We start from the raw sequence: 23,421 nt of genomic DNA, 5'->3' as shown, positions 1-23,421 counted from the left end.
TCTTTTATTCTTTTATAAACTTACTATTTGCGCTTCCTCTATCAGTTGTTACTTTAATAAAATAAGCACCAGCGTTTAAACTAGCTACATCAATACTTCTAGTAGTTGAAGCGTTTGTAACTGCCATTACTATTTGCCCTAAGCTATTGTAAACTTGAATGGACTTAACTCCTATTTCGTTCTTCACTTCGAAGTTTAGAACCTCTTTTGCAGGATTTGGATACAAAGTGAAATAACTTCCAAAATCAAAGTCTTGGTTACTCAAAGCAGCAATCGTAGTTACAGCTGGTTCAGTAATAATGGGAAAGTTATAATCAAAATAAATGCTTGCTTCGTTGCTAAACGTATCGCCTAAAACCAAAGTTGGTTTTGTTTTAATTTTAAACGCTACATAACCATCATTATTAGCATCATCAAAAGGAAGATTGATGTTTTCAAAGATAAATTCCACTTTATTCGTGTTTGTTATTCTAGTAACAAAATCATGACTACTGCGCTGTGGAACTAAAGTAGTAGTATCAAACTTAGTAGTGTCAATCATATCTTTTACAACGATATTTTGTGCGGCAAAAGTTCCAGTATTTTCAAAACGGATTACATAATGAACGTATTGTCCAACCATACTCGGCGTAATGGTTGTTCCTTCTAAACACGTTTTATCATTTGGATCAAAAGAATTGACAACAGTTTGATTTAGTGTAAATGTGTTGTCATTTGGTGTTTCATCCGTTGCGCCAACAATTGTTGCGGTATAATCTAAAACATCATCACCATTAACCTCAGGAATTTCCATTGGCGAATTAATATTAAATACTAAATCAATTTCTCGAGTTTCAAAAGGATTTAAATTGGTATAATTCCAACTTAAACTATTGGTTGCTCCATTATCATTAACAGGAGTTGCAGAAACTAAATCCATCACAGCATCATCAAAACCAAAACTTACGTTTCCATTAGCCACTTGGTTTCCTTTGTTTTTGTATATGATTTTATACTCTGCATCAAAACCTGGACGAGCCACTTCTATTGGAATGATAGTGACCTCGACATCATTTTTCACACCATTAGCAGTAACACAAAAATCTTGAGTAAATGGACTTGCAGCCGATGGAAAACTAACCGTTATCGATGCTGGAGAAACATTAAAATAACTTGGATTTTCTAAAACTGGTGTGATAGTATGTGTTCCTTGTTGAACAGGAATAGAATAGTTTCCACTTTCATTTGAGATAAACAAACCTGAAACAGTTCCATTAGTAGCTGTAAATTGTTGATTTGGAAAAATAATGTCATTTGCATCACAACCATTAGAGTCATTATCTAAACGTGTTGTTCCTTGTATAGTGCAAAATTCACCGCCTGGAGTAAAGGAACAGTAACTATTAACCTGAACTTGATTGCCAAGTCCTAACTGATTGATACTTGCTTGAATATACGGTTGTTCTAATTCATCAACACAGATATGTGATAGATTTGGACAGTTTGAAATATTTAAACGCAAAGCTCGAATTTGAAATACCACACTCTCACTACAAGTTACGAACGTATGATTAAAACCATTTTTGATTGTAATTGTTTCTAGATTAGGTGAATTTGTGATAGTTACACTGCCTGTTTCTGTTGGATCACAATTTGCAAAAGAATAAAAGCCAGTTAAATCAAAACTAGTATTTTCAGACTCATATTCAACGTTACTAAACTCATTACCACTTGGTACTACATCAACTATATTGTTACCTAAATATAATGTAGGATTCAAAATATTTTGAAATCCGGTTAAATCTAAATCGGAAAACTGATTGTTTCTAATATTCATAATATTGTCAACTCTAGCAGTACCAATTACATTGATAGAACTTAAATTATTGTTATTAATAAATAAATAATCAAATCGAACATTATCTAAAACCAAATTTGATAACTGATTATTACTTATGTTAAAACCATCAATAAAATGTGTATTTGAAGCAGTAAAAGAAGTAAGATTGTTGTAACTTAAATTAATACCTTCAACAAAACTTGTAAAATTAATATTTACATTTGTTAATTGATTGTGGCTGGCATTCAAAGAATGTACAGAAAATGTTTCAGGAAAATCCAAAACTGTGAGTTGATTATAATCACACTCTAAATAATCAAACGAGCCTGTACTAGGAAAAATTATAGAAGTTAATTGATTGTTTGAACATTTAAGAATTCTTAAATTAGTTAAACTAGAAATATTAAGAAAGGTTAACTGATTATTATTACATTCTAGTCTCTGAATATTAATAAAAGCATTAATCCCAGTCAAATCTGAAATAGACAAATCATCAAGAATCAGGGGAAATGTTCTTGCGGCTGCTTCACTTTCTTGAATTTCTCCATCATTATTTGTGTCAACATTAAACAATAAATAGTCTTTAAAATTCGCATCAGGAATGTTAACAATCTGCGCATTACTAGTAGCAACAAATACTAAAACTAAAATCGTGTAAAACTTTTTCATAGTCTATTTTTTTTATTCTTTAATGAATTTGCTATTCGTGCTTCCTTTATCAGTACCTACTTTAATAAAATAAGCACCAGCGTTTAAACTTGCTACATCAATACTTCTTGTAGTTGAAGCGTTTGTAACTGCTAACAATATTTGCCCTAATGTGTTGTAAACTTGAATGGACTTAACTCCTATTTCGTTCTTCACTTCGAAGTTTAGAACCTCTTTTGCAGGATTTGGATACAAAGTGAAATAACTTCCAAAATCAAAGTCTTGGTTACTCAAAGCAGCAACCGTAGTTACAGCTGGTTCAGTAATAATCGGAAAGTTATAATCAAAATAAATGCTGGCTTCGTTGCTAAACGTATTACCTAAAACTAAAGTTGGTTTTGTTTTAATTTTAAACGCTACATAGCCATCATTATTAGCATCATCAAACGGAAGATTGATGTTTTCAAAAATAAATTCTACTCTATTACCATTTATTCTGGTGTAGAAATCATGACTACTGCGTTGTGGAACTAAAGTTGTAATATCAAACTTAGTAGTGTCAATCATATCTTTCACAACGATATTTTGTGCGGCAAAAGTTCCAGTATTTTCAAAACGAATTACGTAATGAACGTATTGTCCAACCATACTTGGAGTAATGGTTGAACCTTCTAAACACGTTTTATCATTTGGATCATACGAATTAACAACCGTTTGGTTTAATGTAAACGTATTGTCATTTGGTGTTTCATCAGTTGCACCAACGATAGTTGCGGTATAATCTAAAACATCATCGCCATTAACCGCAGGAATTTCCATTGGAGAATTAATATTGAATACTAAATCAATTTCTCGAGTTTCAAAAGGATTTAAATTGGAATAATTCCAACTTAAACTATTGGTTGCTGCATTATCATTAACAGGAGTTGCACTAACCAAATCCATCACAGTATCATCAAAACCAAAACTTACTGTTCCATTAGCCACTTGGTTTCCTTTGTTTTTATAAATGATTTTATAGTTTGCATCAAAACCTGGTCGAGCAACCTCTATTGGGATAGTAGTAACCTCAACATCATTTTTCACCCCATTAGCAGTAACACAAAAATCTTGAGTAAATGGACTTGCAGCCGATGGAAAACTAACCGTTATCGATGCTGGAGAAACATTAAAATAACTTGGATTTTCAAAAACTGGAGTGATCGTATGTGTTCCTTGTTGAACAGGAATAGAATAGTTTCCACTTTCATTTGAGATAAACAAACCTGAAACAGTTCCATTAGTAGCTGTAAATTGTTGATTTGGAAAAATAATGTCATTTGCATCACAACCATTAGAGTCATTATCTAAACGTGTTGTTCCTTGTATAGTGCAAAATTCACCGCCTGGAGTAAAGGAACAATAACTATTAACCTGAACTTGATTGCCAAGTCCTAACTGATTGATACTTGCTTGAATATACGGTTGTTCTAATTCATCAACACAAAAGTATGAAAGATTTGGACAATTTGAAATATCTAAACGCATTGAACTAATTTGAAATTCTTCAGGTTCATCATTATTTGTAACAGACGTGTGATTAAAGCCATTTTTAATAGTAATGATTTCTAAATTTGGGGAATTAGTAATAGTTACTGTTCCACTTGGATAACTTGGATCTGAAGAAGGTAAACCAAAAAAACCAGTTAAATCTAGGACAGTATTATTAGACTGACAAATTACATTATCAGCATTAATTCCATATGGTATTATGTCAATCAAGTTATTGTTACCTATGTAAAGATTGTTTACAGAGCAATAGTATGTTGCATTTACATTTGAATTAATAAACTGATTATTTGCTATATCAAATACTCCATAAACATACACATAACCTTGAAAATCAATAGCGGTTAAATTATTATTATTTATACGACCATTATTAATAGTTAAATTATTTAAAATTAGACTTGATAATTGATTATTACTTAAATCAAATCTATAAAAAAAGGAATTTGTTGCAGTAAAAGAAATAAGATTGTTGTAACTCAAATCTAAAAAAGTTTCATACTCATCTGAAACTTCAATAAAATTTAAGTTCAATTCCATTAATTGATTATGGCTAGCATCTATATTAATTAAGCTATTTACATTAAGATTTGTTAATTGATTATAAGGACAAATCAAAGTCTCTAATTGATTATTACTAGACAAGTCTAAACTAGTCAATTGATTATTCGAGACATTTAAAAACAATAAATTAATAAAAAACTCTATTCCTGTCAAGTTTGAAATATTAGAATTTTTAACGTCTAAATAGGTTACAATTTGAGCTTCACTCTCCTCAATTTCTCCATTTGAATTTGCATCGATCTTAATATATCCAATATCGTTACCAAAAGCAATTGCATTATCAGGACTTGCTTCCAACAACTTCGCCTTAAAATTCGCATCAGGAATGTTTACAATCTGCGCACTACCAGTAGCAAAGAATACTAAAACTAAAATCTTATAAAACTTTTTCATAGTCTATTTTTTTTATTCTTTAATGAATTTACTATTTGCGCTTCCTTTGTCTGTTGTAACTTTTATAAAATAAGCACCAGCGTTTAAATTTGCTACATCAACACTTCTTGTAGTTGAAGCGTTTGTAACTGCTAAAACTATTTGTCCTAATGTGTTGTAAACTTGTATCGACTTCACTCCTATTTCGTTCTTCACTTCGAAGTTTAGAACCTCTTTTGCTGGATTGGGATACAATGTAAAATAAGTTCCAAAATCAAAATCTTGATTGCTCAAAGCAGCAACGGTAGTTACAGCTGGTTCAGTAATAATCGGAAAGTTATAATCAAAATAAATGCTTGCTTCGTTGCTAAATGTATCGCCTAAAACTAAAGTAGGTTTTGTTCTGATTTTAAAAGCCACATAACCATCATTGTTGGCATCATCAAACGGAAGATTGATGTTTTCAAAAATAAATTCTACTTTATTGGTATTGCTTATTCTTGTGATAAAATCATGACTACTGCGTTGTGGAACTAAAGTAGCAATATCAAACTTAGTGGTGTCAATCATATCTTTCACAACGATATTTTGCGCAGCAAAAGTTCCAGTATTTTCAAAACGGATTACATAATGAACGTATTGTCCAACCATACTCGGCGTAATGGTTGTTCCTTCTAAACACGTTTTATCATTTGGATCAAAAGAATTAACAACCGTTTGGTTTAATGTAAACGTATTGTCATTTGGTGTTTCGTCCGTTGCGCCTATAATAGATGCGGTATAATCTAAAACATCATCGCCATTCACCGCAGGAATTTCCGTTGGTGAATTGATATTAAATATTAAATCAATTTCTCTTGTTTCAAAAGGATTTAAATTAGTATAATTCCAACTTAAACTATTGGTTGCATTTCCATCATTAACAGGAGTTGCGCTAACCAAATCCATAATAGCATCGTCAAAAGTAAAACTCAACGAACCATTTACCACTTGGTTTCCTTTGTTTTTATAAATGATTTTATACTTTGCATCAAAACCTGGACGAGCCACTTCTATTGGAATAATGATAATCTCAACATCATTAAAAATACCATTAGCAGTAACACAAAAATCTTGAGTAAAAGGACTTGTTGCCGATGGAAAACTAACGGATGCTGAAGCTGGCGAAACAGCAAAATAATTTGGATTTTCTAAAACTGGCGTAATAGTGTGCGTTCCAGATTGAACAGAGAGAAAATAACCTCCTGTAGTATTACAAAATGATGAACCCGATATTGTTCCGTTAGTTATATTAAATTTTAAAAAAGAAAAGTCTATGTCATTTATATCACAACCATTATTATTAAAGTCAAAACGATTATTACCAGTTATAGTAAAAAAAACTCCACTAGGATTAAAAGAACAATAGGTATTAACTTCACATGTGTAACCATTGTTTAAAATAGCATTCTGAAATAACAATAATTTATTTTCATCGGTACATATATAGCTTAAACTAGGATTACCGCTTATATCTAAATCCCAACTAGCAATTGTTGTTGTTGTTTTTACAAATAGTTTATCGAGTAATGGATTATTGTTACATTTTATTATGACAAGATTATTTAAATTATTTAAATTTAAAGTAGTAAGCAAATTGTTTTGACAATATAAATTATTAAGCAATGGCTTGTTTGAAATATCAAGAGAAGTTAGTTGATTACCGCTACAATTTAACCCATACAACAAAGGATAATCATCTAAATTTAAAACAGAAAGTTGATTATTTCCAACATTTAGAGAACGCAAACTTGGAGAAATTGGTAAATTTAAATTGGATATAGAATTATTATATAAATTTAAAGTTTGCAAACTATTTAATGCAGAAAAATTAAGGGAGCTGAATTCATTTTCAGATAAATCTAGATATGTAAGACTGCTTAAACCGTTTAAATTAGTAGATGTTAGTAAATTGTTTCTTCCATAAATTAAACCCATACTTGTATTAGTTTGAAAATCTATATTAGATATTAAGTTATTGGAAAAATCTATTTTATATAAATCAATTAAATCCGTTAAATTCAAGGCAGAAATTTGATTATTACTACAATTTAATTCTGTTAGGTTAACCAAAGAGCTAACATCTAAAGACGTTAGAGAATTATTGCCGCAATACAATATTGTTAAATTTGTCATTCCACTTAAATTTAATGAACTAATTTGATTACCCAGACAATTCATATTAGTCATTGCGGTTAACCCTGAAACATTTAGTGTTGTTAATTGATTATACTGACAATTTAAAGTGTTAATTAAGGAAAAAGCGGTTAAATCAACTGATGTGAGCTGACAATTAGAAAAATTTAAGGAACGTAAGTTTGTTAATCCTGTTAAATTTAAAACGGTAATTGGATTAAAATCACAACTAAAATTCCTCAGGTTAATGAAACTTTGTATTCCTGTTATATCCGAAATGTTACTTTGGTATACATTTAATGTATGTACCAAAACCGCCTCACTAACCTGAATATTTCCATCATTATTAGAATCAATTTTGATTCTTACACCAGATGAATTTAATGCAATTGATACCGTTGGACTAGCCGCTAATAATTTCGCCTTAAAATTCGCATCAGGAATGTTAACAATCTGTGCACTACTTTTTGCAACAACAAATACTAAAACTAAAATCGTGTAAAACTTTTTCATAGTGTGTTTTTTTTATTCTTTTATGAATTTACTATTCGCGCTACCTTTGTCTGTTGTAACTTTTATAAAATAAGCACCAGCGTTTAAACTAGCTACATCAATACTTCTTGTGGTTGAAGCGTTAGTGACTACCAAAACTATTTGCCCTAATGTGTTGTAAACTTGTATCGACTTGATTCCTATTTCGTTCTTCACTTCGAAGTTTAGAATATCTTTCGTAGGATTAGGATACAATGCAAAATAACTTCCAAAATCAAAGTCTTGATTGCTCAAAGCAGCAACCGTAGTTACAGCTGGTTCAGTAATAATGGGAAAGTTATAATCAAAATAAATGCTTGCTTCGTTGCTAAACGTATCGCCTAAAACCAAAGTAGGTTTTGTTTTAATTTTAAACGCTACATAACCATCATTATTAGCATCATCAAAAGGAAGATTGATGTTTTCAAAGATAAATTCCACTTTATTCGTGTTTGTTATTCTAGTAACAAAATCATGACTACTGCGTTGTGGAACCAAAGTTGCAATATCAAACTTAGCAGTATTAATAATATCTCTTACTACTATATTCTGCGCAGCAAAAGTTCCAGTATTTTCAAAACGGATTACATAATGAACGTATTGTCCAACCATACTTGGCGTAATAGTTGAACCTTCTAAACACGTTTTATCATTTGGGTCATACGAATTAACAACCGTTTGGTTTAATGTAAACGTATTGTCATTTGGTGTTTCGTCCGTTGCGCCAACAATTGTTGCGGTATAATCTAAAACATCATCGCCATTCACTGCAGGAATTTCCATTGGAGAATTAATATTAAAAACTAAATCAATTTCTCCAGTTTCAAAAGGATTTAAATTGGTATAATTCCAACTTAAACTATTGGTTGCATTTCCATCATTAACAGGAGTTGCGATAACCAAATCCATAATAGCATCGTCAAAAGTAAAACTCAAAGAACCATTAGCCACTTGGTTTCCTTTGTTTTTATAAATGATTTTATACTCCGCATCAAAACCTGGACGAGCCACTTCTATTGGAATAATGATAATCTCAACATCATTAAAAATACCATTAGCAGTAACACAAAAATCTTGAGTAAAAGGACTTGTTGCCGATGGAAAACTAACGGATGCTGAAGCTGGAGAAACAGTAAAATAACTTGGATTTTCTAAAACTGGAGTAATAGTATGTATTCCTTGTTGAACAGGAATGGAATAAGTACCACTTTGATTAGCGATTAATGAACCTGAAATAGTTCCGTTAGTAATGGTAAATTTTTGATTTGGTATATTTAAATCATTACTATCACATCCATTGCTATTGTTATCAAATTTACTGTTTCCTTCAATGGTATAAAATGTTCCTCCTAGTTCAAAAGAACAATAACTATTAATTAATATATTGGACAAGTTAGCGTTACCAAAAATATATCCAATATTGTTAAAATCTTGCTCGTCAATACAAATATAACGAAGATTATTAATGTTGCCACCGATATCTATTCTATCATTATAAAGGCCGTTTTTAATGTTTATACTAACTAAAGTTGGATTCGCAATTAAGTTTACATAATTTACTTTTTTATTATACATGTCAAAAGATTCAATCAAATTATTACTACAATCTATACCAAAAAAATTAGACAATGTTGTTGTTGGCAAAAGAATTGAAGTTATTTCATTATCACTACAATTAACTGAATGTAAATTAGAATTGTTTGTAAAATCTAAAAAAGTCAATTGATTAACTGAACAATCAAATTCGTACAACATTAGGTTATTTGAAATATCAATAGCTGATAAATAATAATTATTATAGCAATAAAAAACTACTAATTCTAAATTTTGAGAAACATCAATACTTGTTAATTGATTATATGCACAAGATAAATTTTTTAGAGCAATACATTGAGAAACATCTAAATTAGTTAATTGATTATTGTCACAAATTAATTTAATAAAAGAATTACTTTGAGGAAGAATTAAATTACTTATATAATTATTATTACAGTGTAATGACTGTAAATTAGTATTTTGAGAAACATCTAAACTCATTAATTGATTGTTACCGCATTTAAAAATCTTAAGATTTGAAAATGCATGAATTCCTGTCATACTTTCAATAGAAAAATATTCTGTATTCAATTCATAAACTGCTAATGCTTCACTTACTTGAATCTGTCCATCGTTATTGGTATCAATTTTTATATATTGTCCAGCTGCATTTTGTGCAACATCAGTACTTGGACTAGCAGAAAACAAACAACTTCTAAAATCCGCATCAGGAATATTAACAATCTGAGCTGAACCAATAAATAATGTAAATAAAGCAACAATAGTGTAGAGTTTTTTCATGAAAGAAGTGTTTAAAAACCAAATATATAGAAAATTCTTGTAAGAAAAAATTAAAGCATGTTATCAAAATATAATGTACATGAGAAAACAACATCCAATATTCTTTATTTACAAATATTAAACATAAAGGTTAAAACTACTGTATGGAGCTTTTAAAATTATTTTTAAAAGCCTATTACTTTAGTACGCTATTGTTATTTAAAAAAATTAAGGCACAATACTACTGTTTAGTATCTTAAAAATATTTTTTTATGATACATTACTATAGTAATAGACTATTAAATTTATTTTTTTGAACATCCTACTACAGTAATAGGTTGTAAAATAAATGTTTTAGTCTATAATACTGTAGTTCCTAGTTTAAATTAGAGGTAATTATAATATATTACGGTAGCTATATGGCATAAAAAAACTCCTTTTGCTTTCACAAAAGGAGTTTTATATTTTAGAATTAGTAAAAGGTCTTATCCTATTACTTCTTTTACTTTTTTACCAATTTCAGCAGGAGAGTCAACTACGTGAATGCCACATTCTCTCATAATTGCTTTCTTTGCTTCAGCAGTATCATCAGAACCACCAACAATAGCACCAGCATGTCCCATTGTTCTTCCTTTTGGAGCGGTTTCTCCAGCGATAAAACCAATTACTGGTTTGCGGTTACCATCTGCTTTAATCCATCTTGCAGCATCAGCCTCTAGTTGTCCACCAATTTCACCAATCATGATGATAGCTTCAGTCTCTGGATCGTTCATTAATAATTCTACTGCTTCTTTTGTAGTAGTTCCAATGATTGGATCACCACCAATTCCGATAGCGGTTGTAATTCCTAATCCTTGTTTTACCACTTGGTCTGCTGCTTCATACGTTAATGTTCCTGATTTAGAAACGATACCTACTTTTCCTTTTTTGAATACAAAACCTGGCATGATACCTACTTTTGCTTCTTCTGGAGTAATAACTCCTGGACAGTTTGGACCTATCAAACGACAGTCTTTTCCTTTGATAAAATCATACGCTTTAATCATATCAGCCACAGGAATACCTTCTGTAATACAAATGATTACTTTGATACCTGCATCAGCCGATTCCATAATAGCATCGGCAGCAAAAGCTGGTGGAACAAATATAATGGAAGTATCAGCTCCAGCTTGTTCAACAGCATCTTTTACTGTATTGAAAACGGGACGCTCTAAATGGGTTGTGCCACCTTTTCCTGGTGTAACTCCTCCAACAACGTTGGTTCCATATTCAATCATTTGCGAAGCGTGGAAAGTTCCTTCGCTTCCTGTAAATCCTTGAACTATTATTTTTGAATTTTTATTAACTAAAACGCTCATGAGTATATATGTTTATTTGTGTTTTTATTTATGTGTTGCAAAAGTAGAAAAAAGTGTTCAGTGTTCAGTGTTTAGTGTTCAGTTTTTTTGTGAAATTCATACAAACTAAAAACTCCAAACTCACAACCGATTTATAATTGGCTCATTTGATAGCCGCGATATAATTTGTTGTCTTTCACTTCCCAGATAACCATAAAATGGGCTAACAACATTTCTTCTCTTGGATTTTCAATAGTTTTTACAAAATGAGAATAGCGAACGGCCACTGTATTACCTTCTTCAACAAGATGAGTAATCCTTGATTTAGAACGAACATAGGCTTTGCTTAATTCAGCACTAATAGCAATAATTTGGTCGTGGTCTAGGGTTAAAAAACCTTTGGTACTGTGCCATTCTAATACTACTTCGGGATGCAAAAACTGATTTACGGTTTCTGCCTCGAGAATAACATCGGATTTGTAAAAATTTTGAACGATTTCTTTAGCGCTCATAGTTTATTTTAATTTATTTAGAATATCTGGAATGCGTTTGACATTTGCCAATTGCTTTAATTTTTCACGTGATTCTTCTACTGGTGTGCCAAAATAGCTTTTTCCACCTTCTATTGACTTGGTTACACCGGTTTGACCTAATACTACCGCTTTTGCACCAATAGTAATTCCGCTAGTAGTACCAACTTGTCCCCAAAGCGTAACTTCATCTTCAATAATTACGCAACCTGCAATACCTGTTTGTGATGCTATTAAACATTTTTTACCTATAACGGTATCATGTCCAACATGCACTTGGTTATCAATTTTGGTTCCTGCGCCAATGGTTGTGTCGCCAGTAACACCTTTATCAATAGTGCACAATGCTCCTATTCCTACATTGTCTTCAATAACAACTCTTCCACCAGATAATAGTTGGTCAAAACCTTCAGGACGTTTTTTATAATAAAAAGCATCGGCACCAAGAATAGTTCCCGAGTGAATGATTACGTTATCGCCTATAACTGTGTTGTCATACACAATTACATTAGCATGAAGCAAACAATTAGTTCCAATAGTTACATTGTTTCCTATAAAACAATTGGGTTGAATAACTGTTCCTTCACCAACATCAGCCGAAGCCGAAACGCTAACATTAGCGGCAATAAACGGACGAAAATGTTTGGTTAAGGTATTAAAATCTCTAAATGGATCGTCAGAAATCAATAATGCTTTGCCTTCTGGACAATCGACTTCTTTGTTAATCAGTACAATTGTAGCTGCAGATTGCAAAGCTTTGTCGTAGTATTTTGGATGGTCAACAAAAACAATATCACCTGGATTAACCACGTGAATTTCGTTCATGCCATGAACTGCAAAATCATCGGCTCCAATATATTGGCAACCGATGATATTCGCAATTTCTTTTAGAGTATGTGTTTTTGGAAACTTCATTTAATAGTGTTTAAAAGGTTTATGATGTTTATGAGTTTATATAAACTTTTAAACTACATAAACTCATAACCTTTACTCTTTAACTCTTTCCATATAAGAACCGGTGGCAGTATCAATTTTGATTTTGTCACCTTCGTTAATAAATAAAGGAACGTTAACCGATGCGCCTGTTTCTACTTTTGCTGGTTTAGTTGCATTGGTTGCTGTGTTTCCTTTCACACCTGGTTCAGCATAAGTTACTTCTAAAACGATAGAAGCTGGCATATCTACTGATAAAGGTAAATCAGTTTCTGTATTAATTTGAACCATTACAAGAGTTCCTTCTTTTAATAAATCTGGAGCATCAAGAATGTCTTTGTTCAACGTAATTTGCTCATACGTTTCGGTATTCATGAAATGATATTCAGTTCCTTCTGCATATAAATACTGAAAAGTTTGTGTTTCAACTCGAACAACGTCGATTTTGTGACCAGCAGAAAAAGTGTTGTCTAATACTTTTCCATTGGTTAATGATTTTAATTTAGTTCTAACAAAAGCTGGACCTTTTCCTGGTTTAACGTGAAGAAACTCAATAATTTTATATATATCGTGATTGTATTTAATACATAATCCGTTTCTAATATCTGCTGTAGATGCCATTGTAAATTTGTTTATTCGGTTATTTGTTATTTTAATTCGTAATTTTTAATTCGTAATTCAATATATTAAACGTTTCCAGAGTAACCTTTCATAATTCCTCTAGATGAATTACGGATAAAATCCAATATTTCATCACGTTCTGGCGATGCTGCCATTTCAGCTTCTATGATTCCAACCGCTTGAGAGGTGTTGTAGTTCTTTTGATAAAGAATTCTATAAATATCTTGAATTTCTCTGATTTTTTCAGATGAAAAACCTCTTCTTCTTAGACCAACAGAGTTTATTCCAACATAAGAAAGAGGTTCTTTTGCTGCTTTAGTAAACGGTGGAACGTCTTTTCTAAGCAAAGAACCACCCGAAATCATCGCATGGTCACCAATGCTAATAAATTGATGTACAGCTGACAATCCGCCAACGATGGCATAATTTCCAATAGTAACGTGTCCGCCAAGAAGTACACCATTAACAATAATTACGTTATCGCCAATATGACAATCATGAGCAACGTGTGCTGTTGCCATAATTAAACAATTGTTTCCAATCTTGGTTTGCCCTGATGCGATTGTTCCTCTGTTGATGGTAACACATTCTCTAATAGTGCAGTTATCGCCAATTATAGCCAGCGAATCTTCTCCACCAAATTTTAAATCTTGTGGAACTGCTGAAATGATTGCGCCAGGAAAGATGTTACAGTTTTTACCGATTCGTGCGCCTTCCATGATGGTAACGTTTGAACCTATCCAAGTTCCTTCACCAATAATCACATTATTATGAATGGTTGTGAAAGGATCAATAACCACGTTTCGGGCTATTTTTGCTCCTGGATGTACATATGCTAGAGGTTGATTCATGTTTTGTTTTAATTTGGTTATTTAATCATACGTTTATTTTATTGCAAAACGTATAATCAAAATCTATTGCTTTTTGGCTATTTGCGCCATTAATTCTGCTTCAGCAACTAATCTTCCGTTAGCATAAGCATGAGCTTGCATGTGACAAATTCCTCTTCTGATTGGAGTAATCAATTCACACTTAAATATTAGTGTATCACCAGGTAATACTTTGTATTTGAACTTAACATTATCTATTTTCATAAAATAGGTTAAGTAGTTTTCAGGATCTGGAACAGTGCTTAATACTAAAATTCCTCCCGATTGCGCCATGGCTTCAACAATTAGAACTCCAGGCATTACTGGTGCATCTGGAAAATGTCCTACGAAGAAGTTTTCATTCATCGTTACATTCTTCATTCCAACCACATGCGTATCGGACATTTCTATAATTCTGTCAATCAATAAAAATGGTGGTCTGTGTGGAAGAATACTCATAATTTTATGAATATCCATTAATGGTTCCAAGTTTAAATCATAAACCGGAATTTGATTTTTTTGTTCTATTTTGATGATTTTAGACATCTTTTTAGCAAACTGTGTGTTTACAAAGTGTCCTGGTTTGTTGGCAATTACTTTTCCTTTAATACGAATTCCGATTAAAGCTAAATCACCCACAACATCAAGTAGTTTGTGTCTTGCCGCTTCGTTAGGATAGTGTAACGTTAGGTTATCAAGTATTCCGTTAGGTTTAACCGATATTTTATCTTTTCCAAAAGCTACTTTAAGGTTTTCCATAGTAGCTTCTGAAATTTCTTTATCAACATAAACGATAGCATTGTTTAAATCGCCACCTTTTATTAATCCATTGTCTAGCAATGTTTCTAATTCGTGAAGGAAACTAAACGTTCTAGCATCGGCAATTTCTTTTTTGAAATCAGTAATGCTTTTCATGGTAGCATTTTGTGTACCTAAAACTTTAGTACCAAAGTCAACCATTGCGGTTACTTGATAATCATCCGATGGCATAACTAAAATTTCACTTCCGGTAGTTTCATCTACAAAGGAAATTACTTCTTTAACAACATAATATTTTCGTTCCGCTTCTTGTTCAACAACACCAGCTTTTTCAATAGCTTCCACAAAATACTTAGAAGAACCATCCATAATTGGTGGTTCAGACTCATTTAATTCAATAATTACGTTATCCACATCGCAACCTACAAAAGCAGCTAAAACGTGCTCTGAAGTTTGGATTTTAACTCCTAGTTTTTCTAGGTTTGTTCCTCGTTGTGTATTCACTACATAATTTGCATCCGCTTCGATGATTGGACTTCCTTCTAAATCTACCCTAACAAAAGTAAAACCGTTATTAATTGGTGCAGGCTTGAAAGTCATCTTCACTTCTTTTCCTGTGTGAAGTCCAACTCCAGTCAAAGAAATCTCGTTTTGGATGGTTTTTTGTTTAACCATTGTAATCTATTTTAGTTTAGTTTTTATTCTTTTTTAATTCTTCTAAATCGGCTACAATTTTAGGTAAATTTCTAAAATGTACATACGACTTATTCCAATCACCATAGTTAAATGAAGGTGAACCTTGAAGCACTTCTCCATCTTTTACATTTTTCCCAACTCCTGATTGCGCTTGGATGCGAACATTATCGCCAACCACAATATGACCAGCAAAACCTACTTGTCCGCCAATCATGCAGTTTTTTCCAATTTTGGTAGAACCAGCAATTCCTGTCTGAGCAGCAATTACAGTATTCTCACCTATTTCAACATTGTGAGCAATTTGAATTTGATTGTCTAGCTTCACCCCTTTTCTGATGATAGTTGAACCAAGCGTTGCTCTATCAATCGTAGTACACGAACCAACTTCAACGTTATCTTCTAAAATAACATTTCCAATTTGTGGAATTTTATTAAAACTGCCATCTTCTTGTGGTGCAAAACCAAATCCATCAGAACCAATAATTGCACCAGAATGGATTACACAGCTTTTACCAATAATCGTTTCAGAATAGACTCTTACACCAGCAAAAAAGACACAATCGTCACCGATAATTACATTATCACCGATAAAAGAGTTTGGATATATTTTGACGTTTTTGCCGATAGAAACATTTTTACCAACGTAGCAAAAGCTTCCCAAGTAGAGATTATCGCCATAGGTAACGCCATCTGAAATAACAGAAGGTTGCTCGATACCCGATTTCATCAATTTTACTTGATTGTAATATTCTAATAACTTTGAAAAAGCCGAATAAGCATCTTCCACTTTGATTAGTGTAGTTGTTATATCGTTTTCAGGTTCAAAAGTTGCATTAACGATTGTTATGGTAGCATCTGTACTATAAATAAAATTTACATATTTTGGATTGGCCAAAAATGTTAGTGAACCTGCGGTTGCTTCTTCTATTTTGGCTAATTTATCGACTTCAGCATTAGGATTACCTACTACTTCGCCTTCTAGAATTCCTGCTATTTGAGATGCTGTAAACTTCATTGGCACAAAAGTATAAAAAAAACGATTTTATTGCTATTTTTCATTGAGTTGTTTTGGGAAACAGATAAAATACTTCGTCACGGGTTTTGAAAGTGCTTTCAAATTCAATTGATCCGATGCTTCTACTACATCTTCAATTGTTTTGTCTTTCTTGAGAATTCTAATGGGTTCAGCGTCTTTACTGTAGGCTTGGTTTTTTATTTTACCTTTAAAAATAAAATATTTGGCATCTTGCAAGCTGATGTTGTTTTCCTTAGAAAAAGTAGTTAAATAATCATCTAGAACTTCGATTGGGAATTTTTCACTACTTAATTTTATTTTTGATAAATCCCTGTTGATAATCATTTTACTCAAACTACTCAAAATAAAATCATCGTGAAACTGCCAACTTTTCAAAGCCGAGATAATATCAAAATCATCAAGCTGTGCAAATGTGTTTAAATCGTGATGTGTGAAGCTTTCTAGAGTCACAACATTATCCATGAAATATTTTAATGGTTTGCTACATTCTACTGCAATTTCTTTGTGCAATAATTCTTTAGCGCGTTTCAAAGTTTTAGTTAAGGTTAACTCCGCTACTAAACTAGTTTTATGTAAATAAGCTTGCCAATACATCAATCGTCTTGCCATCAAAAACTTTTCGATAGAATAAATTCCTTTTTCTTCCATTACTAAAACATCATCTACTACATTTAGCATTTGAATTAGCCTATCGGAATTGATATTTCCTTCAGCAACACCAGAATAAAAGCTATCTCTTTTCAAATAATCCATTCTATCCATATCCAATTGACTTGAAATCAATTGCAGCATAAATTTACGATGGTATTCGCCTTTAAAAACTTGTATCGCCAACCTTAATTGACCATTAAATTCTTCGTTTAATTTATTCATGAAAAGCAACGAAACTTCTTCGTGATGCACTTCTACTATACTATGTTCCATAGCGTGCGAAAATGGACCATGACCAATATCGTGAAGCAAAATAGCAATCAATAAAGCATTTTCTTCTTCTTTGGAAATAGTAACCTCTTTAAATCGAAGCACTTCAACTGCTTTTTGCATCATGTGCATAGCCCCAAGAGCGTGATGAAAACGTGTGTGATGTGCGCCAGGATAAACCAAATAAGACAAACCCATTTGGGATATGCGTCGCAATCGCTGAAAATAAGGATGTTGAATTAAATCGTAAATTAATGTATTAGGAATGGTTATAAAACCATAAATTGGATCGTTAAATATTTTTAACTTGTTAGTTTGGCTCACCTTTTAGTTTCTTATTTTGAATTAAACCAATGATTTGAAATACTGAAGTAATGATTTATCGTTTTCTTTAGTTGGTGTAAATACTTCAAGCAATGTTGGTTTGTCATTGTTTTTATAAAATTGTTTCAAACTTTCTTTCAATGTTTTTTCATTACTAGCTGTGAAATAATCAAAATGATACATTTTGGCTAAATGTTCAGCAGTTAAACAATGCGACGTTTCGAAAAAAGTATTAAAAACTTCATTCTCTTGATGTCCAGGAAGAATCCTAAAAATTCCGCCACCACCATTATTAATAACTATAATTTTAAAGTTTTTAGGAATGTAATTATTCCAAAGCGCATTACTATCATAAAAAAAACTTACATCTCCAGTAATCAATAGGGTTGGTTTTTCACTTGCTGTAGCAACACCGATTGCTGTTGATGTACTTCCATCAATTCCGCTGGTTCCGCGATTACAAGCTACTTCAATTGAGGAATCAATATCGAATAATTGCGCATAGCGAATTGGTGAACTATTACTGAATTGAAGATTAATCTTTTTTGGCAACTGACCAAGAATGATTTCGAAAGCTTTCAAATCAGAAAAAGAAATTGATTTCAAATACGATTCACGTTTTGCCTCTCGGTGTTTAACAATAGTAGCAAACTTAATTTTATAATCGCTTTCTATCGTTTTTACATATGGAAGAAATTGCGTGAAAAACTGATTTGGACTAACGTGAAAATGTTTTGTTAGCATTCCAAAAGTATCATACGCGCGCAGCTCATCAATGTGCCAATGGTGTTTTGGTTTGTATTTTCGTAAAAAAGATTTTATTCTTTTGGAAACAATCATTCCGCCAAAAGTGATGAGGATTCTCGGTTGCAAACTCAGGCTTTCTTTTGCTTTGAATGGCGTTATTAAGGTATCGATTTTGTTTATAAACGTTGGATGATGCAAATTTGAAGTTGACTCAGTCATTACAACAACTGATGGAAAATTAGCCAACATTTCAATCCACCGTTGCTCTATTGAATTAGGCTTTAACTCGCCTACTAGAACTAAAATTTTCTTACTGTGATTCCATAACGTAGAAAAAGCAATAATATCGTCAACACTAATTAAACGATAAACTTTAAACAAACTTGTAACATTAAAATCAATGGTTCTTTTTTTAACCGTTTCATACAATGGTTCTTCAAAAGGAACGTTAATATGGGTTGGACCTTTCTTCCCAATAGCAACATTGATTGCTTCATTGATAAAAACATCGTTTTCTTCTGAGGCATCATCAGTTAAATTAGCATTATAAAAGGAATGATTTGAAAACACGTTTTCTTGACGAATGGTTTGTCCATCGCCAATATCAATTTTATCAATCGGTCTGTCAGCAGAAACTACTATAATTGGAACTTGACTATAATAAGCCTCGGCAAATGCTGGATAAAAATTTAACAAAGCTGAACCCGAAGTACAAACAATCGCTACTGGTTTTTGCTTTTGCTTAGCCATACCTAGTGCAAAAAAAGCAGCACAACGTTCGTCCGCAATACTAAAACAATTAAAATTAGGATTGTTGACAAAACCAATGGTTAATGGTGCATTTCTAGAACCTGGACAAATAACAATGTCATGTACACCTTTAACATTAAATATCTCGATGATGCTTTGTGCTAAAGGTATTTTTGGATAAATCATTTTTGAGCATTAAGTAACACAAATGTAAACAAACGACCTTAATTTAACACTAAATAACAGATAAAACAATCAAAATACTCGTTGAAAAATGATAAAGTAAATCTCAATCCTTTTTTATACTTTTGAATTATGGAAATCAAACTGCGCAATTACAAAGTAACCGATACTAAACCTATTCTTGATATTATTAACTTTAACATTATCAACTCTACAGCTTTATATGATTATACTCCAAGAACTATTGAACAACAAATTAGCATTTTTGAAGACAAATTAAAAAAAGGTTTTCCAGTTATTGTTGCTACAATTGAAGACCAAGTTGTTGGTTTTGGATATTACAGTGAATTTAGATTTCGTGAAGCTTATAAATTTACCGTTGAACATTCCGTCTATGTTGCCAATGATTTTCATGGAAAAGGAATTGGTAAACTTTTGATAATCGAATTAATTCAACTAGCCAAAAAACAAAAACTACACACCATGATTGGCGTTATTGATGCCGAGAATGAAAGTAGCATTCGTTTTCACGAACAATTTGGATTTAAAACTGCAGGAATTGTCAATGAAACAGGATATAAATTCGATCGTTGGCTCCATTCGGTTATCATGCAATTGATGTTGGAATAAATTATTTTAACATATTTTTTTGAGCTTTCTTAGTGTCATTTCTATATTTTTGGTCAAACTTATCAAAATATGAAAAAAACACTATTAACCAGTTGCTTAATTCTCTCACTGACAACAGTTATGGCTCAAACATCTTCAGTAGAAAAAAAGACTGACAAACAAGGTTACACCTATGAAACGGTGAAAAACGACAAGACCGGAACGCGTGTTTATACACTAAAAAACGGTTTAAAAGTATATCTAGCTCAAAACACCGACGAGCCTAGAATTCAAACTTACATTCCAGTGAGAACGGGTTCAAATAATGATCCAGCAGACAACACTGGTTTGGCTCACTACCTTGAACACATGGTTTTTAAAGGGACAAGTAAAATTGGAACTCAAAATTGGGAAAAAGAACAAAAACTAATCGCTCAAATTTCTGATTTGTACGAACAACACAAAGCAGAAACTGATTCAGAAAAAAAAGCTGCTATCTACAAGCAAATTGACGAAGTATCGCAGGAAGCTTCAAAATATTCAGTTGCAAATGAATATGACAAATTAATTTCATCACTTGGTGCAAAAGGAACAAATGCGCACACTTGGTTAAACGAAACAGTATATAAAAATAATATTCCATCAACTGAGTTGGAAAAATGGATGGTAATTGAAAAAGAACGTTTCTCTGAATTGGTTTTACGTCTTTTCCATACTGAATTAGAAGCCGTTTATGAAGAATTCAATCGTGCACAAGATAACGATGGTCGCTTATTGAATTATGAATTAATGGACGCTTTGTTTCCAATAACACCTTATGGTCAACAAACAACAATAGGAAAATCAGAACACTTGAAAAATCCTTCAATGGTTGCTATTCACAATTATTTCAATACCTATTATGTACCAAATAATATGGCAGTTGTTTTAGTAGGTGATTTAGATTTTGATAAAACAATCAAAATGGTTGACCAATATTTTGGCTCATTTAAATACAAAGATTTACCAAAAGAAAGTACTTTGGTTGAAAAACCAATGACAACTGTAGTTGAAAGAGAAGTAAAAAGCCCAACAGCTGAGCGATTAATGATGGCTTGGAGAACTGCAGGCGCTGGAACAAAAGAAACTCGTTTAGCAACAATCGTTGCCGAAATTCTCTCTAATCAAGGAGATGTTGGTTTAATTGATACTAACATTAATCAAAGACAATCAGCACTTGGAGCTGGAGCATATACATCAACTTTCAATGATTATGGTTACTTTGGGATGACTATATCTGTTAAAGATGGACAAACACTTGAAGAAGGTAAAAGCCTATTATTAGCCGAAGTTGATAAAATCAAAAAAGGTGATTTTGACGAATGGATGATTCAGGCTATTATCAATAATATGAAACTGGATGAAATGAAAAACTTCGAGTCGGTTGATGGATTAGCAACAACTATGTATGGAGCTTTCATTCAAGGAAGAAGTTGGAACGACATCGTTTCTGAAACCAATGAATATTCAAAAATCACTAAAGCAGATGTAGTTAAATTTGCTAATGAATTTTTCAAAGACAATTATGTAATTGTTTACAAAAGAAAAGGTGTTAATGATAAATTAGTTCGCGTTTCAAATCCTAAAATCACTCCTATTCAATTAAATAGAGATTCGCAATCAGAATTCTACAAAGAATTTCAAAATCTAAAATCAGCTGATTTAGCTCCCGTTTTTGTGGATTTCAAAAAAGAAATTCAGACTAAAAAAGTTAAAAACACTACTGTTAGTTTCATCAAAAACACAACCAATTCTATTGCTCGTTTGAACTATATCTTCAATATGGGTTCTGACCATGACAAAAAATTAGCTTTGGCTGTTGGAATGCTTGATTACTTTGGAACCGATAAACTAAGCGCTGAAGGAATCAAGAAAGAATTCTACAAAATTGGAATTTCGTATTCAGTAAATATTGGTAGCGAACTAAGCTACATCACACTTTCTGGTTTAGAAAACAATTTACCAAAAGGAATTGAACTACTTGAAAATTTCATGAAAAACGTAAAACCAGACCAAGAAGTTTACAATACGCAAGTAGAAACTATTTTGAACAATCGTGCCAATGCTAAAAAGCGTAAAGAAAGTATTATGAACGCTTTAACAAATTATGCTAAATATGGTAAAGACTCTCGTTTCCGTGATATTCTTTCAGAAAAACAATTGAAAGAAATGAACGTTACCGAATTGACTAACTTAATCAAAGGGGTAAACGATTACCAACACGAAATCTTCTTCTACGGAAATGATTTAAACCCAATCGTTGCTTCTTTAGAAAAACACCACAACCTTGCGGCAAACAAAGCCATTCCAACTCCAAAGAAATATGCTGAGCCAGAAACATCAAACAAAGTATATTTTGCTAACTACGATATGGTTCAAGCTGAAATGACGCGTGTTGCCAAAGGTGAAAAGTACAATCCAGCAATCTCAGGAATCGTAAATGTATTCAATGCTTATTTTGGTTCAGGATTGTCATCAATTGTTTTCCAAGAAATCAGAGAATCTAAGTCGTTGGCTTATTCTGCTAGAGCATTTTATGGAATGGCAAACGATAAAAACTTAAACGATTACATGCAAGTTTCTATTGGAACACAAGCCAACAAATTGCCACAAGCCGTTGATGCTATCAATGCTTTGCTTGCCGAAATGCCAAAAATTGACAAACAATTTGAAAACGCAAAAGAATCAAGTTTAAAGCAAATGGCTTCCAGCAGAATTATCAAAGCCAACATTTATTTCAACCAATTAAACCTGAAAAAACTAGGATTTGATTATGATGTTAGAAAAGATGTTTACAAAAGCATTGAAGGTTTAACGCTGAAAGCTACTGACGATTTCTTCAACAAAGAAGTAAAAACAAAACAGTACAACACTGCTATCATCGGTAAAAAAGAAAACCTAGACTTAGATGCCTTGAAAAAGTTAGGTCAAATTGAAGAAGTAACATTAGAAGAGGTTTTTAATTATTAGGATTTAAAATCAAATTTTATTAAAAATCCCAGTAAAAACTGGGATTTTTTTTTGCCTTGAAAACAAAAACAACACCATTTTTGCTAACACATTAAATAATATAGTAAATTGTGAATTTTTTAAT

15 protein-coding genes are annotated in these 23,421 nt (G+C 32.0%); 2 read left to right on the top strand and 13 right to left on the bottom strand.

Annotated elements, in window-relative coordinates; translation table 11 throughout:
* Positions 1-4 precede the first annotated feature (4 nt).
* The 13 genes from BC748_RS11930 to menD form a co-directional block, all read right to left on the bottom strand.
* Positions 5-2,488 carry a DUF7619 domain-containing protein gene (locus BC748_RS11930; RefSeq protein WP_133533729.1) on the bottom strand — a complete coding sequence of 828 codons (2,484 nt, stop codon included), beginning with the start codon at positions 2,486-2,488 and terminating at the stop codon, positions 5-7.
* A 12-nt stretch (positions 2,489-2,500) separates the two neighbouring features.
* Complete coding sequence (locus BC748_RS11925; protein WP_133533728.1) at positions 2,501-4,972, bottom strand: T9SS type A sorting domain-containing protein; 2,472 nt, start codon at positions 4,970-4,972, stop codon at positions 2,501-2,503.
* Positions 4,973-4,984: 12 nt separating this feature from the next.
* Positions 4,985-7,639 (bottom strand): DUF7619 domain-containing protein, encoded by a 2,655-nt coding sequence (locus BC748_RS11920; protein WP_133533727.1) that lies wholly within the window; start codon positions 7,637-7,639, stop codon positions 4,985-4,987.
* Positions 7,640-7,651: 12 nt separating this feature from the next.
* Positions 7,652-9,994 (bottom strand): DUF7619 domain-containing protein, encoded by a 2,343-nt coding sequence (locus tag BC748_RS11915; RefSeq protein WP_133533726.1) that lies wholly within the window; start codon positions 9,992-9,994, stop codon positions 7,652-7,654.
* Positions 9,995-10,458: 464 nt separating this feature from the next.
* Positions 10,459-11,331, bottom strand: coding sequence for a succinate--CoA ligase subunit alpha (sucD, locus tag BC748_RS11910; RefSeq protein WP_133533725.1), 873 nt, complete (start codon positions 11,329-11,331; stop codon positions 10,459-10,461).
* Between the two features lie 131 nt (positions 11,332-11,462).
* Positions 11,463-11,822 carry a nuclear transport factor 2 family protein gene (locus BC748_RS11905; protein WP_133533724.1) on the bottom strand — a complete coding sequence of 120 codons (360 nt, stop codon included), beginning with the start codon at positions 11,820-11,822 and terminating at the stop codon, positions 11,463-11,465.
* A 3-nt stretch (positions 11,823-11,825) separates the two neighbouring features.
* Positions 11,826-12,755 (bottom strand): UDP-3-O-(3-hydroxymyristoyl)glucosamine N-acyltransferase, encoded by a 930-nt coding sequence (locus BC748_RS11900; protein ID WP_133533723.1) that lies wholly within the window; start codon positions 12,753-12,755, stop codon positions 11,826-11,828.
* Between the two features lie 72 nt (positions 12,756-12,827).
* Positions 12,828-13,394, bottom strand: coding sequence for an elongation factor P (efp, locus tag BC748_RS11895; protein ID WP_133533722.1), 567 nt, complete (start codon positions 13,392-13,394; stop codon positions 12,828-12,830).
* A 65-nt stretch (positions 13,395-13,459) separates the two neighbouring features.
* Positions 13,460-14,245 (bottom strand): acyl-ACP--UDP-N-acetylglucosamine O-acyltransferase, encoded by a 786-nt coding sequence (lpxA, locus tag BC748_RS11890; RefSeq protein ID WP_133533721.1) that lies wholly within the window; start codon positions 14,243-14,245, stop codon positions 13,460-13,462.
* Between the two features lie 63 nt (positions 14,246-14,308).
* Positions 14,309-15,697 (bottom strand): bifunctional UDP-3-O-[3-hydroxymyristoyl] N-acetylglucosamine deacetylase/3-hydroxyacyl-ACP dehydratase, encoded by a 1,389-nt coding sequence (locus BC748_RS11885; protein WP_133533720.1) that lies wholly within the window; start codon positions 15,695-15,697, stop codon positions 14,309-14,311.
* A 16-nt stretch (positions 15,698-15,713) separates the two neighbouring features.
* Complete coding sequence (lpxD, locus tag BC748_RS11880; protein WP_133533719.1) at positions 15,714-16,733, bottom strand: UDP-3-O-(3-hydroxymyristoyl)glucosamine N-acyltransferase; 1,020 nt, start codon at positions 16,731-16,733, stop codon at positions 15,714-15,716.
* 33 nt (positions 16,734-16,766) lie between these two features.
* A complete protein-coding gene (locus BC748_RS11875; protein ID WP_133533718.1) occupies positions 16,767-17,999 on the bottom strand; it encodes an HD domain-containing protein in 1,233 nt (410 codons plus the stop codon).
* Between the two features lie 21 nt (positions 18,000-18,020).
* Positions 18,021-19,682, bottom strand: a complete 1,662-nt coding sequence (menD, locus tag BC748_RS11870) for a 2-succinyl-5-enolpyruvyl-6-hydroxy-3-cyclohexene-1-carboxylic-acid synthase (RefSeq protein ID WP_133533717.1) — start codon at positions 19,680-19,682, stop codon at positions 18,021-18,023.
* A gap of 129 nt (positions 19,683-19,811) precedes the next feature.
* On the opposite strand from menD, the gene BC748_RS11865 reads away from it, so the two are divergent.
* Together BC748_RS11865 and BC748_RS11860 are read left to right on the top strand one after the other, a co-directional pair.
* A complete protein-coding gene (locus BC748_RS11865) occupies positions 19,812-20,309 on the top strand; it encodes a GNAT family N-acetyltransferase (RefSeq protein WP_133533716.1) in 498 nt (165 codons plus the stop codon).
* 69 nt (positions 20,310-20,378) lie between these two features.
* Positions 20,379-23,297, top strand: coding sequence for a M16 family metallopeptidase (locus tag BC748_RS11860; RefSeq protein ID WP_133533715.1), 2,919 nt, complete (start codon positions 20,379-20,381; stop codon positions 23,295-23,297).
* The last annotated feature ends 124 nt before the right edge of the window (positions 23,298-23,421 follow it).

This window comes from Flavobacterium dankookense, from assembly GCF_004362665.1.
Lineage (GTDB): Bacteria > Bacteroidota > Bacteroidia > Flavobacteriales > Flavobacteriaceae > Flavobacterium > Flavobacterium dankookense.
The sequence above is the reverse complement of the archived record's forward strand: the minus strand, read 5'-3'. Positions and strand labels throughout refer to the sequence as shown.

Coding starts and splice junctions, on each gene's coding strand:
- lpxD (WP_133533719.1), bottom strand. CDS start 16,733: ATGAAGTTTACAGCATCTCAAATAGCAGGAATTCTAGAAGGCGAAGTA.
- BC748_RS11915 (WP_133533726.1), bottom strand. CDS start 9,994: ATGAAAAAACTCTACACTATTGTTGCTTTATTTACATTATTTATTGGT.
- BC748_RS11925 (WP_133533728.1), bottom strand. CDS start 4,972: ATGAAAAAGTTTTATAAGATTTTAGTTTTAGTATTCTTTGCTACTGGT.
- BC748_RS11900 (WP_133533723.1), bottom strand. CDS start 12,755: ATGAAGTTTCCAAAAACACATACTCTAAAAGAAATTGCGAATATCATC.
- BC748_RS11865 (WP_133533716.1), top strand. CDS start 19,812: ATGGAAATCAAACTGCGCAATTACAAAGTAACCGATACTAAACCTATT.
- BC748_RS11905 (WP_133533724.1), bottom strand. CDS start 11,822: ATGAGCGCTAAAGAAATCGTTCAAAATTTTTACAAATCCGATGTTATT.
- efp (WP_133533722.1), bottom strand. CDS start 13,394: ATGGCATCTACAGCAGATATTAGAAACGGATTATGTATTAAATACAAT.
- BC748_RS11920 (WP_133533727.1), bottom strand. CDS start 7,639: ATGAAAAAGTTTTACACGATTTTAGTTTTAGTATTTGTTGTTGCAAAA.
- BC748_RS11885 (WP_133533720.1), bottom strand. CDS start 15,697: ATGGTTAAACAAAAAACCATCCAAAACGAGATTTCTTTGACTGGAGTT.
- sucD (WP_133533725.1), bottom strand. CDS start 11,331: ATGAGCGTTTTAGTTAATAAAAATTCAAAAATAATAGTTCAAGGATTT.
- menD (WP_133533717.1), bottom strand. CDS start 19,682: ATGATTTATCCAAAAATACCTTTAGCACAAAGCATCATCGAGATATTT.
- BC748_RS11860 (WP_133533715.1), top strand. CDS start 20,379: ATGAAAAAAACACTATTAACCAGTTGCTTAATTCTCTCACTGACAACA.
- BC748_RS11930 (WP_133533729.1), bottom strand. CDS start 2,488: ATGAAAAAGTTTTACACGATTTTAGTTTTAGTATTTGTTGCTACTAGT.
- lpxA (WP_133533721.1), bottom strand. CDS start 14,245: ATGAATCAACCTCTAGCATATGTACATCCAGGAGCAAAAATAGCCCGA.